Origin of the sequence: Geobacter sp., assembly GCF_030834625.1 — a bacterium.
Lineage (GTDB): Bacteria > Desulfobacterota > Desulfuromonadia > Geobacterales > Geobacteraceae > Geobacter.
The window spans coordinates 49,425-63,688 of sequence record NZ_JAUQXO010000019.1 but is presented as its reverse complement, the minus strand read 5'-3'; the positions used below and the strand labels follow the sequence as shown (position 1 = coordinate 63,688).

The 14,264-nt window shown below is 64.9% G+C and carries 14 protein-coding genes; 13 read left to right on the top strand and 1 reads right to left on the bottom strand.

The features are described 5' to 3' along the window. From hoxE to RCH91_RS04395, 6 genes are all read left to right on the top strand, one after another. Entirely contained in the window at positions 1-579 is a 579-nt protein-coding gene (gene hoxE, locus RCH91_RS04420; protein WP_306533344.1) for a bidirectional hydrogenase complex protein HoxE, read from the top strand. Then, positions 576-2,282 carry a NuoF family protein gene (locus RCH91_RS04415; protein WP_306533343.1) on the top strand — a complete coding sequence of 569 codons (1,707 nt, stop codon included), beginning with the start codon at positions 576-578 and terminating at the stop codon, positions 2,280-2,282. Before hoxE ends, RCH91_RS04415 begins: the two co-directional genes overlap by 4 nt. Next, positions 2,282-2,998 carry a bidirectional hydrogenase complex protein HoxU gene (gene hoxU, locus RCH91_RS04410; RefSeq protein ID WP_306533342.1) on the top strand — a complete coding sequence of 239 codons (717 nt, stop codon included), beginning with the start codon at positions 2,282-2,284 and terminating at the stop codon, positions 2,996-2,998. Before RCH91_RS04415 ends, hoxU begins: the two co-directional genes overlap by 1 nt. 141 nt (positions 2,999-3,139) lie before the next feature. After that, positions 3,140-3,682 (top strand): NADP oxidoreductase, encoded by a 543-nt coding sequence (locus tag RCH91_RS04405; RefSeq protein WP_306533341.1) that lies wholly within the window; start codon positions 3,140-3,142, stop codon positions 3,680-3,682. Between the two features lie 7 nt (positions 3,683-3,689). After that, positions 3,690-5,120 (top strand): Ni/Fe hydrogenase subunit alpha, encoded by a 1,431-nt coding sequence (locus RCH91_RS04400; RefSeq protein ID WP_306533340.1) that lies wholly within the window; start codon positions 3,690-3,692, stop codon positions 5,118-5,120. A 102-nt stretch (positions 5,121-5,222) separates the two neighbouring features. Next, a complete protein-coding gene (locus RCH91_RS04395) occupies positions 5,223-6,104 on the top strand; it encodes a DUF4238 domain-containing protein (RefSeq protein WP_306533339.1) in 882 nt (293 codons plus the stop codon). 97 nt (positions 6,105-6,201) lie between these two features. Here RCH91_RS04395 and sfsA read toward each other — a convergent pair whose 3' ends face one another. Next, entirely contained in the window at positions 6,202-6,900 is a 699-nt protein-coding gene (sfsA, locus tag RCH91_RS04390; RefSeq protein WP_306533338.1) for a DNA/RNA nuclease SfsA, read from the bottom strand. Between the two features lie 232 nt (positions 6,901-7,132). Between sfsA and RCH91_RS04385 the strand changes: the two genes are divergently transcribed. The 7 genes from RCH91_RS04385 to RCH91_RS04355 all read left to right on the top strand — a co-directional run bounded on the left by RCH91_RS04385 (position 7,133) and on the right by RCH91_RS04355 (position 14,196). Then, positions 7,133-9,049 carry a phage tail sheath C-terminal domain-containing protein gene (locus RCH91_RS04385; protein ID WP_306533337.1) on the top strand — a complete coding sequence of 639 codons (1,917 nt, stop codon included), beginning with the start codon at positions 7,133-7,135 and terminating at the stop codon, positions 9,047-9,049. A 177-nt stretch (positions 9,050-9,226) separates the two neighbouring features. Beyond that, positions 9,227-9,736 carry a phage tail protein gene (locus RCH91_RS04380; protein WP_306533336.1) on the top strand — a complete coding sequence of 170 codons (510 nt, stop codon included), beginning with the start codon at positions 9,227-9,229 and terminating at the stop codon, positions 9,734-9,736. Continuing rightward, a complete protein-coding gene (locus tag RCH91_RS04375) occupies positions 9,736-10,533 on the top strand; it encodes a hypothetical protein (protein WP_306533335.1) in 798 nt (265 codons plus the stop codon). The genes RCH91_RS04380 and RCH91_RS04375 overlap by 1 nt, the downstream gene beginning before the upstream one ends. A gap of 58 nt (positions 10,534-10,591) precedes the next feature. Beyond that, complete coding sequence (locus RCH91_RS04370; protein WP_306533334.1) at positions 10,592-11,599, top strand: hypothetical protein; 1,008 nt, start codon at positions 10,592-10,594, stop codon at positions 11,597-11,599. Position 11,600: 1 nt separating this feature from the next. Beyond that, on the top strand, positions 11,601-12,635 hold the full coding sequence (locus RCH91_RS04365; protein WP_306533333.1) for a DUF4255 domain-containing protein: 1,035 nt from the start codon (positions 11,601-11,603) through the stop codon (positions 12,633-12,635). Beyond that, a complete protein-coding gene (locus RCH91_RS04360; protein ID WP_306533332.1) occupies positions 12,635-13,972 on the top strand; it encodes an ATP-binding protein in 1,338 nt (445 codons plus the stop codon). The genes RCH91_RS04365 and RCH91_RS04360 overlap by 1 nt, the downstream gene beginning before the upstream one ends. Then, on the top strand, positions 13,966-14,196 hold the full coding sequence (locus RCH91_RS04355) for a hypothetical protein (RefSeq protein WP_306533331.1): 231 nt from the start codon (positions 13,966-13,968) through the stop codon (positions 14,194-14,196). Before RCH91_RS04360 ends, RCH91_RS04355 begins: the two co-directional genes overlap by 7 nt. Positions 14,197-14,264 lie beyond the last annotated feature (68 nt).

Genomic DNA, 14,264 nt, shown 5'->3' with positions numbered 1-14,264 from the left:
GTGCACAACCCAGAGAGGAAAAATAGCGCCGGCATCCCTCCCGAACTGGCCTCCGACACCCGTTTCCTGGCGGTCGAGCGGACCCTCAAGCAGTTCCAGTACCGCCCCGACGCCCTCATCGAGGTACTCCACGTGGCCCAGGAGGCCTTCGGCTACCTGAGCGACGAGCTGATGGGGCATGTGGCCCGCCAGTTGAAGATCCCCTTCAGCCGTGTCTACGGCGTCGCCACCTTCTATCACTTCTTTTCCCTGGAGCCCCGCGGTGCCCATACCTGCGTCGTCTGCACCGGTACGGTCTGCTACGTGAAACGCTCGGCCGAGATCGTGACGCGCCTGGAGCGGGAGTTCGACGTGAAGGCCGGCAAGACCACCGAGGATGGTCAGCTGACCCTTTCCACGGTCCGGTGCCTCGGCACCTGCGGCCAGGCCCCGGTGATGGTCCTCGACGGCGAGACCGTGGGGCGCTGTACCCCCGATTCGGGCACCGCCGCCGTGAAGGTGCTCCTGGAGAGCGGCCAACCGCCGGTAGCCCTGGATGAGCGGGCGCGGCGCACGCGGGGAGGGGGAGGCACCCCATGAACAGGATCGAACTCAGGCATATGGCCGAGGAGGAGCGGGAGCGGCAGAAGCGGCTCCGCTGCCGGATCATGGTCTGCGCCGGTACCCCATGCCTTTCGGCGGGTGCCCTGACGGTGCTCGAGTCGCTGCGGGATGCCCTGGAAGAGAGCCGCCTCGACGCCGAGATCGAGGCGGTGGCCAGCGGGTGTATGGGGCCGTGCAGCCGGGGACCGCTCGTGAAGGTCCGCCAGCAGGGGAAGAAGGAAATCATCTACGAGCGGGTCACTCCCGACCTGGCGCGGCAGATACTCTTTTCCCTCGCCAAGGGGCGCCGGCCACCCACGGCTTCGGCCCTGCCGGCGGATCTTCCGTTTCTGGCCCGCCAGCAGAAGGTGGTCCTGGCCAACAGCGGCTCCATCGACCCGGAGCGGATCGAGGATTACGTTGCTGCCGGCGGGTACGGCGCCCTGGCCCATGCCCTTCACGAGATGACCCCCGACGACGTCTGCCGCGAAGTGTCCGCCTCGGGCCTTCGGGGGCGGGGAGGGGGAGGCTACCCCACCGGTGTCAAGTGGAACCTGGCCCGCAAGGCCCCGGGCGAGCGGAAGTACGTGGTGGCCAACGGCGACGAGGGGGACCCCGGCGCCTACATGGACCGCTCCATTATGGAGTCGGACCCCCACCGGGTGCTGGAGGGGATGGCCCTGGCCGGCTTCGCCATCGGCGCCGAGCAGGGGTTCATCTACGTGCGGGGCGAGTACTACCTGGCGGGAAGGCGCCTGGAGGCGGCCATCCGGTCGGCGGAGCGCAAGGGGCTGTTGGGGAGCAGGGTCCTGGGGAGCAATTTCAACTTCCGGATCGATATCCGTACCGGCGCCGGCGCCTTTGTCTGCGGTGAGGAGACGTCGCTCATGGCCTCCATCATGGGGAGGCGGGGCCAGCCGTGGCAGCGCCCCCCCTATCCGGCCCAGCGGGGGCTCTGGGGGTGCCCGACCCTCATCAACAACGTGGAGACTCTGGCCACCGTGCCGGCCATCGTGGGGAAGGGGGCCGGGTGGTACGCGAGCCACGGAACGGCCAGGAGCAAGGGGACCAAGGTCTACGCCCTTGCCGGCCAGGTGGAGATGGCGGGGCTCATCGAGGTTCCCATGGGGACGACTCTGCGGGAAGTGGTATTCGACATCGGCGGCGGCATTCCCGGCGGGAAGCGCTTCAAGGCGGCCCAGTCGGGGGGGCCTTCGGGGGGGTGCATTCCGGCTTTGGAGCTGGATACTCCCCTCGACTACGAGAGCATGGCGCGGGTCGGCACCATCATGGGGTCGGGGGGGCTCATCATCATGGACGAGACGAGCTGCATGCCCGACGTGGCCTCCTTCTTCCTGGACTTCTGCCGTGACGAGAGCTGTGGCAAATGCGCCCCCTGCCGGGTGGGAACCGTGGAGATGCACCGGCTGCTCCGCCGGATCACGGGGGGCACCGCCACCATGGACGACCTGGCAAAACTGGAGGAGCTCTGCGAGCTGGTGGGGGCCACGAGCCTTTGCGGCCTCGGCATGACCGCCCCCAACCCGGTGCTGAGTACGCTCCGCTATTTCCGCGACGAGTATCTGGAACACATCGGCCAGCGCCGCTGCGCGGCCGGGGTCTGCACCCTGGCGCCGGCACCCGGCCTCGGTGGTGAGGCGCTCCGGCACGCCCTGGGTGCCCCCGAGGAGGTTCCCTGATGCCGGTCGTAACCCTGACCATCGACGACGAGCTGGTGAGCGGCCGGCAGGGGGAGACGCTCCTCCAGGTCATCCGCGAGCACGGCATGGCGCTTCCCACCCTCTGCCACATGGAGGGGCTCAGCGAGCGCGGCGGGTGCCGCCTCTGCATCGTGGAGGTAGACGGAAGCCCGCGCCCTGTCCCCGCCTGCACCACCATCGTCAGCGAGGGGATGGTGGTCCGGACCGCCACCGAGCGGCTCATCCGCTACCGCCGGATGATCGTGGAGCTCCTCCTGGCCGAGCGCAACCACTACTGCGCCGTCTGCGTCTCCATCGGCCACTGCGAGCTCCAGACGGTGGCGGCCGAGCTGGGGGTCGACCATGTCCGCTACGAGTACCTCTCCCCCCGGCTCACCATGGACCTTTCCCACGAGCGCTTCGGTATCGACCATAACCGGTGCATCCTCTGCACCCGCTGCGTGAGGGTCTGCGACGAGGTTGAGGGGGTGCATACCTGGGACATCTCCTGCCGCGGGGTCCGGAGCCGGATCATCGCCGATCTGAACCGTCCCTGGGGAAAGAGTGAAACCTGCACCAGCTGCGGCAAGTGCGTCCAGGTCTGCCCCACGGGAGCCCTCTTCACCAAGGGGGCCGCGGTGGGGGAGATGGTGAAGGACCCCGCCATGCTCGCGCGGGTTCTGGAGGGGCGCGACAAGAAGGGGTGGCAGGAATGATGGTGATTGTTCGGGTGGATAAACATTCAAACCCCAGTGTAGGGGCGCTGCTTGCCGCGCCCCGATTGGGCGGAGCAAGCGCCGCCCCTACCGTTCATATGTCTAACCGTCGTAACAATAAGAATGGCGCGGAGCCATGCAATGGGTAGGCGGGGAAGGATCCGGTTCGCCACGGTCTGGCTCGGCGGCTGTTCGGGGTGCCACATGAGCTTCCTCGATCTGGACGAGCGGCTCGTGGAGCTGGCCGGCAAGGCCGAGCTGGTCTACGGCCCGTTCATGGACGTGAAGGAGTTTCCCCAGAAGGTGGACGTGACCCTCGTGGAGGGGGCGGTCGCCAACCGGGCCAACCTGTCCATGGCCGAGAAGGTCCGGGAGCGGAGCCGCATCGTGGTGAGCCTGGGCGACTGTGCGATAACCGGCAACGTCACGAGCATGCGGAACCACCTCCCGGTGGCCGACGTCCTGGCGACCTTCCTGAACGACGGGGAAGGGGGCGTTCCCGCCATGGATTACGATGCCGTGCCGGAGCTTCTCCCCCGGGCACTCCCCCTCCACCAGGTGATACCGGTGGAGGGCTTCATCCCCGGCTGCCCCCCCGACCCGGACCGGATCTGGGCTGCCATCGGGTGTCTCCTGCGGGGCGAGCCGGTGCATCTCGAATCAGATATGCTTACCTTCGGATAGGATTACCATGTCACGCACCATAACCATCGACCCCGTCACCCGCATCGAGGGGCACGCCAGCATCACCATCCGGCTCGACGACGCCGGCGGGGTTGCCGATGCCCGGTTCCACGTCACCGAATTCCGGGGGTTCGAGGCCTTCTGCACGGGGCGGAGCATCTGGGAGATGCCCGGCATCACGGCCCGCATCTGCGGCATCTGCCCCATCAGCCACTCCATTGCCGCGGCCCGTGCCGGCGACGCCATCCTTGGGGTGGACATCCCCCCGGCCGCCGCGCAGCTTCGGCGCATCGCCAATCTGGCCTCCCTCATCCAGAGCCACGCCCTGAGCTTCTTCCACCTCTGCGCCGCCGACCTCCTCCTGGGGATGGACCACGACCCGGCCCGCCGCAACCTCTGGGGAATCCTGGAGAGCCGTCCCGACGTGGCCCGGGGGGGCATACGGCTGCGGCAGATCGGCCAGCGGATCGTGAGCCTCGTGGCGGGGCAGAGCGTCCATCCCTCCTGGGCCGTCCCCGGCGGGGTCCGCGAACCTCTCAATCCCGACCATCGGCGCCTGATTGTGGAACTCCTTCCCGACGGCTTCGGCATCGTCCGCTCGGCCCTTGATCTTCTTGACGAGATTTACGGACGCCACGCCGGCGAGATCGGCATCTGCGGGGACTTTCCCTCACTCTTCTCCGGGCTCGTGGGAGAGGAGGGGAGTCTGGATCACTACGACGGCATGCTCCGCTTCACCGACAGCACCGGCAACCTGGTGGAGGAAATCCCCCCCGACCACTACGATCTCGCCATCGGCGAGAGGAGCGAACCCTGGAGCTACATGAAGTTCCCCTTCTACCGCAACCACGCCGAACGGGACGGGGGCGGGATGTTCCGGGTAGGGCCCCTGGCCCGGCTCAACGTCTGCGAACGGGCCGGCACCCCCGAGGCAGACCGGGAGCTCGGGATTTTCCGGCAGCTCCGGGGTGGGGGAGGGGTTGTCACCGGCAGCTTTCACTACCACCACGCCCGGCTCATCGAGATCCTCCACGCCCTGGAGCGGATAGGCGAGATCCTGGACGACCCGGCCATCCTTGACGCACACGTCCGGAGCGAGGCCGGGGTGAACCGGCAGCACGGCGTCGGCTTCTGCGAGGCCCCCCGGGGGACCCTCTTCCACGACTACGAGGTGGACGATGACGGCCTCATCCGGCGCCTCAACCTCTTGATCGCCACCGGACAGAACAATCTCGCCATGAACCGGACCATCCGGCAGGTGGCCGGGGCGTATATCAAGGGGGGGAAGGTGAACGAGGGGATTCTGAACCGGATCGAGCACGGCATCCGGGCCTATGATCCGTGCCTCTCCTGCGCCACCCATGCCTATGGCCGCATGCCGTTGCGGGTGCTCCTCCTGGCGCCGGACGGGTCGGTGGTGGATGAAATAGCGAGATAGAACTGGCGGCTTGCAGCGAGAGTCCCAGAGGAATTCAAGAGGCTGTAAGTCTCCTATAGAGGAAAACCTATTATTTACGAGTTATATTGTGAGAGAATATATATGAGTAATCAAAAGAGGCAGCATTGGGTGCCAAGGGTTTATTTGAGGAATTTTGCTACGCCAGATTCTCAAGACAAAAAAGATCCTCAAATTGCCGTATTCAATCTTTCTGACAAATCCTCATTCTGTACAAACATTATAAACATCGCAGCGGGAAAACACCTTTACTCTCCACTTGATGAGAATGGCAATCGTTCTTTTGAAGTCGAAAATAACCTTGCAGAGCTAGAAGACAAAATCAAACCACACCTTGATTCCATTCTGAACGGAAGCGCCGATCTCTCAAATCACAACTTCAGAAAGTTCATCTCTTACTTTGCAGTAACTCTTTTCATGCGAAATAAAGTGACTATTAGAATTCACCATGAATTCCGCGAGGACATAAAAAACAACTCAACACCGAAATCTGATGGCACGGGGGTCTTGTACGAAATTGAGGGGCGAGCTCATACTTTTAGCGGTGAACATTTGAATCAATTAGAATCACTTGATTCAAACGGGATGCAAAGACTATTTGTGAATTCAATTATTAAAACTGCAAAACCTCTTGCTGATGTGATAAACAACAAGAGATGGTCGCTTCTTATTGCAGATGGCACTAGGTTTATAACGTCAGACAAACCCTTGGTAGCATACCACAACACAGAAAAGAGATACGGCATTGGCACCCGAGGGGTTCATATTCAGCTGCCGATTAGTCCAAGACATTTATTACTATTTGATGATCTTGAGGGTGAACACAACAAGACATTTCTCTTAGATGGCAGCGCTGCAAATTATCCAAACTTTCTTACAATAAAGCAAGCCGAACGGTTCGTTTTCTCAAATACCGAATTATCAGAAGAGGAACTAGAGCTAGTACGAGATGCAAGGAATATATAACTAGGAAGATACACCTGACCAAAAAGCCGTCAGGTGATCTCCCGCGCCATTGAAAAACTCAGGGCGCCGGACGGGACTGTGGTGGATGAGATAACCTCTACAGAAAAACCGGCAGCCGCCCGGTGAGCCGGATCTCCTCCGGTGTCACCAGGGCTCGGTAGGCCAGGGCCTCCACGCCGCTCGCCACAGCCAGCCGAAGCAGTCGCCCATATTCCGGGTCGATGGCGTCGGCCGGTGCCACGCCATCGCCGTCCCCCCGCTGCACCACATAGAAAATCACCCCGCGATCACCCCGCCGCACCATCTCCATCAGCTCCCGCAGGTGCTTCTGCCCCCGCTCTGTCACGGCGTCGGGGAAGAGGGCCCGGCCACCTTCCACAAGCGTCACGTTTTTCACCTCCACCCAGCAGCGCCCCGGCTCACCTTCCAGGAGGAGGTCGATCCGGCTCCTCTCCTCGCCGTAGCGGACCTCTGGCCGGATGCTCCCGTATCCCTGAAGCTCCGCCACGGTGCCGTCCTCGATGGCCTCCCGCACCAACCGGTTCGGCAGCGCCGTGTTGATGCCGGCCCAGAAACCGTCGGCCATGACCAGCTCCCAGGTGTAGGCCAGTTTTCGCGCCGGGTTTGCGCTCCTGGAGAGCCAGACCGGACTGTCGGGGAGGTTGCACCCTTTCATGCTTCCCGAGTTGGGGCAGTGGGCCGTGACAACGGTGCCGTCGCCCAGCTGTACGTCGGACAGAAAGCGCTGGTAGCGGCGGATGAGGGTGCCGGAATAGAGGGGGGAAGGTAGTCGCATGGAGAGGGTTTAGCATGCCGTGCCGTGGCGGAGCAAGGTGAAAGGTGAGGGAAGAGAAAAAGACGGCGGCTTGATTGACAGCGGGTAAAACTCTGTTATTTGGTTTAAAACAATTCGGAATCACTGAGCTTTTCGATTCGCCTTCCGGGGTTGCCTTCCGCGATAAAACCATGATGCCAGCAGCAGTTACACAGTTTGCCGTACGTACATTCTGAAGAAAGGAGTTCAGACGATGCCTACGTATCTTCACCCGGGTGTGTATGTGGAGGAGATCCCGAGCGGCTCCCGCCCCATCGAAGGAGTCGGGACGTCCACCGCGGCGTTTGTCGGCTACACCACGAAGGGGCCGGTGGCCGAACCGACGCTTCTGTTCAAATGGAGCGACTACGAGGAGCAGTTCGGCGGAATCCGCGATCTGGGGAAATCGGCCACGGGCGACCCCATGGGGTTCGCGGTCTACAGCTTTTTCCAGAACGGGGGGACCGCTGCCTACATCGTGCGGGCCATCACGGAGGGGAGCGCCGACACGGCCGAGGGGTTCCTCGTCAATCCCGACGATGCCACCCAGATCATCCGCTTCGAGGCGGCTAATCCGGGGGAATGGGGCAACGAGCTGGAGATCAGGTTCGAGGCCAAGGCGGACGCCCCGGGCTTCTACACCCTGCGGGTCGGCGTCATGGACGGGACCGAGTTCAAGGAGCGGGAGCGGTTCAACGACCTGACCGTGGCCGACGACGGCGCCCCTGACTTCATCGAGAGCAAGGTGAATGACGCCTCGACGCTGATCGGCGTGGAGGTGCAGGACATCAGCCAGTACCTCCTGGGGGTGAGCATCAGCCAGGACCTTGCGACCGTAGCCGATTTCAGCGCCCTAAACGACCTGACCATGACCGTGACCGTGGACGGCACCGCACGGGCGGTGACCTTTGCCGCTGACGCATTTGACGCCACGAGCACCCTCGCCGATGTGGCGGGAAGCATCCAGACTCTCGTGCGGGGCGCGGTGGTGGCCAACCCGGCGGTGCGCGATTTCACCTGCGCCGCTGACGGCGACCAGCTGGTCCTCACCTCCGGCAGCCGCCTGACCACCTCCTCGGTTGTGGTGAGCGGCCCCGGCGATGCCACCGACGCTTCGACGGTTCTGCTTCTGGGGCTGGCAAACGACGGCACCGAGCGGACCGGCCAGCAGTCACTGAACGAAATGCTCTCCGGCATCGCCGGCCAGGTCTCCCTCGACGGGGGAACCAACGGCAGCGAGCCCGACCAGAACGCCTACGACGACATCTTCGCCCTCTTCGAGAAGGTGCGCGACATCAGCATCCTCTGCCTGCCTGGCCAGACCTGGGATTCCACCGCCGAGCAGGGGATTATCGACGCCGCCGTGGCCCATGCCGAGAAGATGAAGAGCCGCATGGTCATCATCGACCCCCCCGAAGGGGTCGAGCTGAAGACCGAAAAGGCAGTCAACGACCTGGGATTCAAGCCCAAGACCTATTCGGTGGTCTACTATCCCTGGGCCAAGGTGGCCAACCCCTTCTACAACGCCGAGAGCAATCCCGGCGTGCCGTCGACGCTACTCGTGGCGCCCAGCGGCTTTTCCGCCGGCATGTGGGCCAAGATCGACGGCCGGCGCGGCGTCTGGAAGGCCCCGGCCGGGGTCGAGACATCGCTCCTCGGGGTGGCCGGCATCCAGTACCCGGTGGAAGACGGTGAGCAGGACTCCCTCAACCCCCTCGGCATCAACTGCCTCCGGAAAATTCCGGGCTTCGGTCCGGTCATCTGGGGGAGCCGCACCCTGGCCACCAAGGCCGATCCCGAGTGGCGCTACGTGCCGGTCCGGCGCACCGCCATCATGATCGAGCAGAGCGTCTACAACGGCATCCAGTGGGCGGTCTTCGAGCCCAACAACCATAACCTCTGGGCCTCGCTGCGGGCCAACATCGGCTCGTTCATGGATGGGCTCTTCCGGGCCGGAGCCTTCCAGGGGGAAAAGGCCAACGACGCCTACTTCGTCCGCTGCGGCCTGGGGGACACCATGACCCAGGGAGACATCGACCGGGGCCAGGTGATTGTCATCGTCGGCTTCGCACCCCTGAAACCGGCCGAGTTCGTCATTGTCCGGATTCAGCAGAAGGTTGCCCAACAGTAAACCTTCAAAACGAAATAACACGGAGCAACGGAGCACACGGAGAATAACCTTTGGAAAGAAACAAACATTGATAAGCCGAAGAACTTTCACGGTTTTCACTACACGTATTCTCAGATTTTCTCCGTTGCTCCGTTGCTCCGTGTTTCAAAAGATTTTCAGCATACAAGGAGGTTTGTGATGGCTGCACCGCTCTTTCCTGTCAACACCCATCGGCACGATCCCTACCGCACCTTCAAGTTCCAGGTCGTCATCGACGGCAAGGTTGTGGCGGGTCTGAAGAAAATGGGAGCCCTCAAGAAGAAGACGACGCCGGTGAAGTGGCGCGCCTCCAACGACCCGTCCCACGAGCGGGTCATGCCGGGGGGGACCAGCTACGACCCGGTGACCCTGGAGCAGGGGCTCACCCACGACCCGGTCTTCGAGGACTGGGCGAACCTGGTGAACAATATCCAGGGGAACGCCGCCATGTCCCTGAAGAACTACCGCAAGGACATCATCATCAACGTTCTGAACCTCCAAGGGCAAGTGGCCATTTCCTACAAGCTCTACCGGGCCTGGGTTTCAGACTACCAGGCGCTCCCCGACCTGGACGCCAACGCCATGAACACCATCGGCATCCAGACCATCACCCTGCAGCACGAGGGGTGGGAGCGCGACACCAGCGTGCCCGAGCCGGCTGAGACCTGATGCGGCTCCCCGGCGGCATCCTGCGCGGAGGCTCCCTCAGGCGGGACTTCGCCTTCCGTCCCCTGACCGGCGCGGTGGAACTGGCCCTGGCCGAGGTTGCCGGGGTCGATTCTCCCCTCCCGACAAAGGTGACGGCGGCCCTTGCCGCCACCCTGGAGCATGTGGGGGGGGAGCCACCCCTGCCGGCTACGGTGGCGGACCTCTCCGTCGGCGACCGCCAATTTCTCATGGGGAGGCTGGCGGTGGGGCTCGGCCTGGGGGAAAGCTGGCTCACGGCTCGCTGCGGCAGGTGCGGCGAGCGGTTCGATTTCTCCGTGAACCACGTGGACCTGCCGGTGAAGGAGGCGGGGGAGGAATACCCCTTCGCCGAGGTGGAAACAAGCCTCGGCCCGTGCCGCTTCCGGGTCCCCACCGGGGCCGACCAGGAGATTCTTGCGGGTCTTGACGATGAGGCTTTCAGGTGTCTCGTGGGCCGATGTCTGGTGAGTCGAATGGGGGATGAACTGCCCCCGTTTACCCCCGACGATGTTGCCCGGATCGAGGCTGCCCTGGAAGCAGTGGCGCCGGAGGTGTCTGTATCGGTTCAAGCCGCCTGCCCTGCCTGCGGCGCCTCCCACGTAATCGATACGGACCCGTACCGGGCACTTCCCCTTCAGTCCGAGGGGAGACTCCTTCAAGAGATTCACATCCTCGCCGCCACCTACCACTGGGGCGAGGCGGAAATTCTGGCCCTTCCCCTGGAAAGGCGCCGGCACTACCTGGAGCTCATTGACCGGGCGCGGGGGATGGCGCGGTAGTAAAAGGATCATTATGGGATTTTTCGCCGACATCATACGCGACAGCCGGAGGGGGGGCATGGCAGCCCACGCACCCGAGGCGCCCGTGTCCCTTGGCGGCGAAGAGACGCCGGCTGACGCTCCGGCCGTGGCGGAGAGGGCTCGCGTTGAGCCCACGGCAGCCACGGGGAGCGACACGTCGGTGATACGACTTCGGGAGGAGGGGGGCGGTCAGCCGGTTTCTGTAGGGGAGAGTCCTTTGCAGAGCGGAGCCGTCACCCGCCAGGTGGTGGGCCCTTCGCCTTCGGAACACGCCCCGGTTGCGGGAATTCCGGAGGTGACGGTGAAAGGCGTAGTCCTTCCCAATCCTGTGAAACGAGAGCAGGCTGATTGCGAAAGTGATCGAACGGTAAGTGGCGATTTCCGCGTTGAGCAGATGGAGTCATTTCACGACGGTGGTTCGAACGACGTTCCAGCAGTATCAGTGAGCGCGAGCGATTCATTTGTACGGGAATCTTCGTCCGGATATGCGGCGTTACAAACTGGGAAAGTGTCTGTGGAAACTCAGGGGAGACGGCAAGCGGGAGTAAGCCGTGCGGGCTCCACCACCCCTCCCGGACTATTGAGCAGCGAAGCGGCCGAAAACCCGGCCATGGGACGCTCTGCCGAACCGGTTGCGGTCGAACCCCTCCAGGCCGGCGTCGAGGCGTTGCCGGCCCCACAGTTTCCGCGGAATCCACCTCCGTCGGCAACCCGGGCGGGTCAGGCGTCACAGCCCGGCGAGGTGCCGGAGGAGACCGGACGGCCTGCCGTCCCGCAGGGAAGGGAACCCCTGGAGGAGACGCACCCCGATCCACCTTCCGGGGCTGTGCCGGCCTCCGTGACGCTCCGCCAGCCCCCTGCCCCCGCCATCGGCGAGCAGTTCCACCGCCCTCCCGAGCGGCGGATGGCTCCCCCCGAGCCCCAGGTCAGGATCGGCACCATCGAGGTCGTGGTGGTGGCCCCGGCGCCTGTAGAGCGCTCTCCCCGGAGCGAGGAGCGAACGCGGCCCGATCTGGCCAGTCGCCACTATTTGAGGAATTTCTGACATGGCCCTTCCGCGCTCATCACTCTCCCAGGTCTGCCGGGCCATCGCCGATTTCGTCAGCGTGGGGCTCGAAGCCAGCGCCAACTCGATCCAGGTCATGATCGGCTCCCCGGCCAGCGCCGCGCCGGCCGCCACCGACACGAACCACCGGGTGAACCTCTTCTTCTACCGGATCGAGCCGGCCGGCTTCTTCACCGGCGACACCCCCGGCGATCCCTGGTGGGTGCGGCTCCACTGTCTCGTCACCGGTTTCGGCCTCGACGAGGAGCAACTGAGCGCCGGCGAGAACGACCTGCGCCTCCTCGGCGAGGTGATGCGGCTTTTCCACGAGACGCCGGTGCAGTCCGCCCTCACGGTGGATGACGAGACGTTCCGGCTCCAGGTGGTCTTTCATCCCCTGGGAGCCGATGAGCTGAACCACATCTGGTCGACCCAGGGGGACGTGAGCTACCGCCCCTCCGTCGCCTACGAGATGGCCCTGGCGCCGGTGCTCCCCGCGGAGCGCCGGCCCGAAAGTCCGTTGGTGGGGCGGATCGGATCCGAGGTCCGCGCCGTACAAGCCGCCCGAACCTCCCCCTTTGCCGGTGCTGCCGCCGCGCCGCCGGTTCCCCGGTCGACGGTGGACACCTCGAGCCCCGGTTGGGCGCCGGTCATCAGCTTCGTTCTGGATGACGGAACGTGCGCCCAAAGCCTCCTCTTCGCCCACGCAAGCCAGGAACTGACTGACTTCGTGCCCCACGTCTGGGTGGCCGGGGAACCGGACGCCCCCGTGACCCTCGCGTGGCAGCGGTGGACGAGCACCGTCGGCTGGGAGGATGTGCCTGATCCTACGGCGGCCACGGCCACGGACCTGACTCTCGATCCCGACGGGGCTGGCGACGCGGAGACCGTTGAAGTGGTCCTTCCGGAGGAGCTGATTTCCGACGGAGGCCAGGCAGTCCTCTACGCCGAGCGGAGCTGGGTGCGGGGTTCAGATGGCGTGACAGTGACGGTGCGGAGCAATCCCCTTCTTGTCACCGTCCATGGAGGCGCCTGATGGAAGCCGCCGCCCGGACCATGGAAGAGGATTCCTTCGCCCCCGAGTGGGAGCGGATTGGCCTCCTGGCCCATATCCTGGCAGGGTCGCGCCAGGGGCGGCAGGCGTCCCAAGGTGAGCTGGAGCGGCTTCGGACTCTCCAGCGGCAGGTGGAGACGTCCCGCCGGCAGGAGGGGGGCTGGACTGTGGTGGCGCCGGCGGGGCTCTCTCCCATCGAGTTCGACGTCCTCGCCTGCGTGGTGGCCCCCGAGGCGGAACCCCGGCTGGGGTGGCTCTTTCAGACCCTGCAGCCCGGCACCCCGACACCCTACCCGACGCCGGCGCTCCTCCAGGAGCTTCTGGCCATGGCCCCGGAGGAGACGCCGCTCCTCTACGGGGCCCTCACCGAGACGTCGCCATTGCGGAGCAGCGGCCTCATCGAGGTGGAGGGGGGGGACCCGTTCCAGCCGGTCCGCCCTGCGGCGGGGGTAACGTCGCGGCTTCTGGGGCGCCCCGCCGTCACGGGGGACTTGCCGGGGGCGGTGCTGGTGAAAACCCCGGCCCGGTGGGACGATCTGGTGCTCCCGTCGGATCGGGTCGCCATGCTCCGGGAGTTTCTCCTCTGGATCACCCACAAGGCCACGGTGGTGGGTGAGTGGGGTGGCGGCGACTGCGGCGGGCCCGTGGGGCTCTTCGCCGGTCCGTCGGGGACGGGAAAGACATTTGCCGCCGCGGTCCTGGCCGCGGAGCTGGGGTGGCCCCTCTACCGGGTCGATCTGGGGCGGCTGGTGAGCAAGTACATCGGCGAGACGGAAAAGAACCTGAACCGCCTCTTCGACGCGGCCCACGGCCAGCCGATGATCCTGCAGTTTGACGAGGCCGACAGCCTCTTCAGCAAGCGGGGGGAGGTGCGGGAGGCCCGGGACCGGTACGCCAACATGGAGGTGAGCCACCTCCTGGCCCGCATCGAATCCCACCAGGGACCGGTGATCCTCACCACAAACCTCCGCAAGCATTTGGACCCGGCCTTTGCCCGCCGCTTTCAGGTGGTGGTGGACTTTCCCCGCCCCGACGCCGAGGCCCGGACGCGGCTCTGGCAGCGGCTCCTCCCCCCCCGGGCACCGCGGGAGCAGGGGGTGAACCCAGCCTTCCTCGGGGCCGCCGTCAACCTGACCGGCGGGAGCATCCGCAACGCCGCACTCCATGCCGCCTACCTGGCAGCCGGCGCGGGGAAGCCCCTGAGCCTCGGCCACGTGGCCCTTGCGGTGTGGCGGGAACTGGGGAAGGACGGCCGGGAGCTCTCCCCCACCGACTTGGGGCCCCTGGCACCCTTCCTGCCGAAGGAGGCCCCATGCTGACCGTCGACCGCATGCGCCTGCAGTTGCCTCCCGCCTTTCGGGACCGGGCCGGGGAGATCGCCCGTCTGGTGGCGGAGGAGTTGGCAACGGTCCCCATGACCGCCGACCTGCGGATCGACCGGTTGGCGGTGCCGCCGGTGGAGGTGACGCACCAGGCCACCGACCGGGAGGTGGCCCGGGCCGTGGCGGTGGCGGTGGGAGAGGGACTGAAGGCGGTAACCTGAGAAGTCCCCTCCCCCCTGGCGGGGGAGGGTTAGGGTGAGGGGGAAGTGCCCATGAAATGCCAAAGGTT

Coding starts and splice junctions, on each gene's coding strand:
- RCH91_RS04415 (WP_306533343.1), top strand. CDS start 576: ATGAACAGGATCGAACTCAGGCATATGGCCGAGGAGGAGCGGGAGCGG.
- hoxU (WP_306533342.1), top strand. CDS start 2,282: ATGCCGGTCGTAACCCTGACCATCGACGACGAGCTGGTGAGCGGCCGG.
- RCH91_RS04405 (WP_306533341.1), top strand. CDS start 3,140: ATGGGTAGGCGGGGAAGGATCCGGTTCGCCACGGTCTGGCTCGGCGGC.
- RCH91_RS04400 (WP_306533340.1), top strand. CDS start 3,690: ATGTCACGCACCATAACCATCGACCCCGTCACCCGCATCGAGGGGCAC.
- RCH91_RS04395 (WP_306533339.1), top strand. CDS start 5,223: ATGAGTAATCAAAAGAGGCAGCATTGGGTGCCAAGGGTTTATTTGAGG.
- sfsA (WP_306533338.1), bottom strand. CDS start 6,900: ATGCGACTACCTTCCCCCCTCTATTCCGGCACCCTCATCCGCCGCTAC.
- RCH91_RS04385 (WP_306533337.1), top strand. CDS start 7,133: ATGCCTACGTATCTTCACCCGGGTGTGTATGTGGAGGAGATCCCGAGC.
- RCH91_RS04380 (WP_306533336.1), top strand. CDS start 9,227: ATGGCTGCACCGCTCTTTCCTGTCAACACCCATCGGCACGATCCCTAC.
- RCH91_RS04375 (WP_306533335.1), top strand. CDS start 9,736: ATGCGGCTCCCCGGCGGCATCCTGCGCGGAGGCTCCCTCAGGCGGGAC.
- RCH91_RS04370 (WP_306533334.1), top strand. CDS start 10,592: ATGGCAGCCCACGCACCCGAGGCGCCCGTGTCCCTTGGCGGCGAAGAG.
- RCH91_RS04365 (WP_306533333.1), top strand. CDS start 11,601: ATGGCCCTTCCGCGCTCATCACTCTCCCAGGTCTGCCGGGCCATCGCC.
- RCH91_RS04360 (WP_306533332.1), top strand. CDS start 12,635: ATGGAAGCCGCCGCCCGGACCATGGAAGAGGATTCCTTCGCCCCCGAG.
- RCH91_RS04355 (WP_306533331.1), top strand. CDS start 13,966: ATGCTGACCGTCGACCGCATGCGCCTGCAGTTGCCTCCCGCCTTTCGG.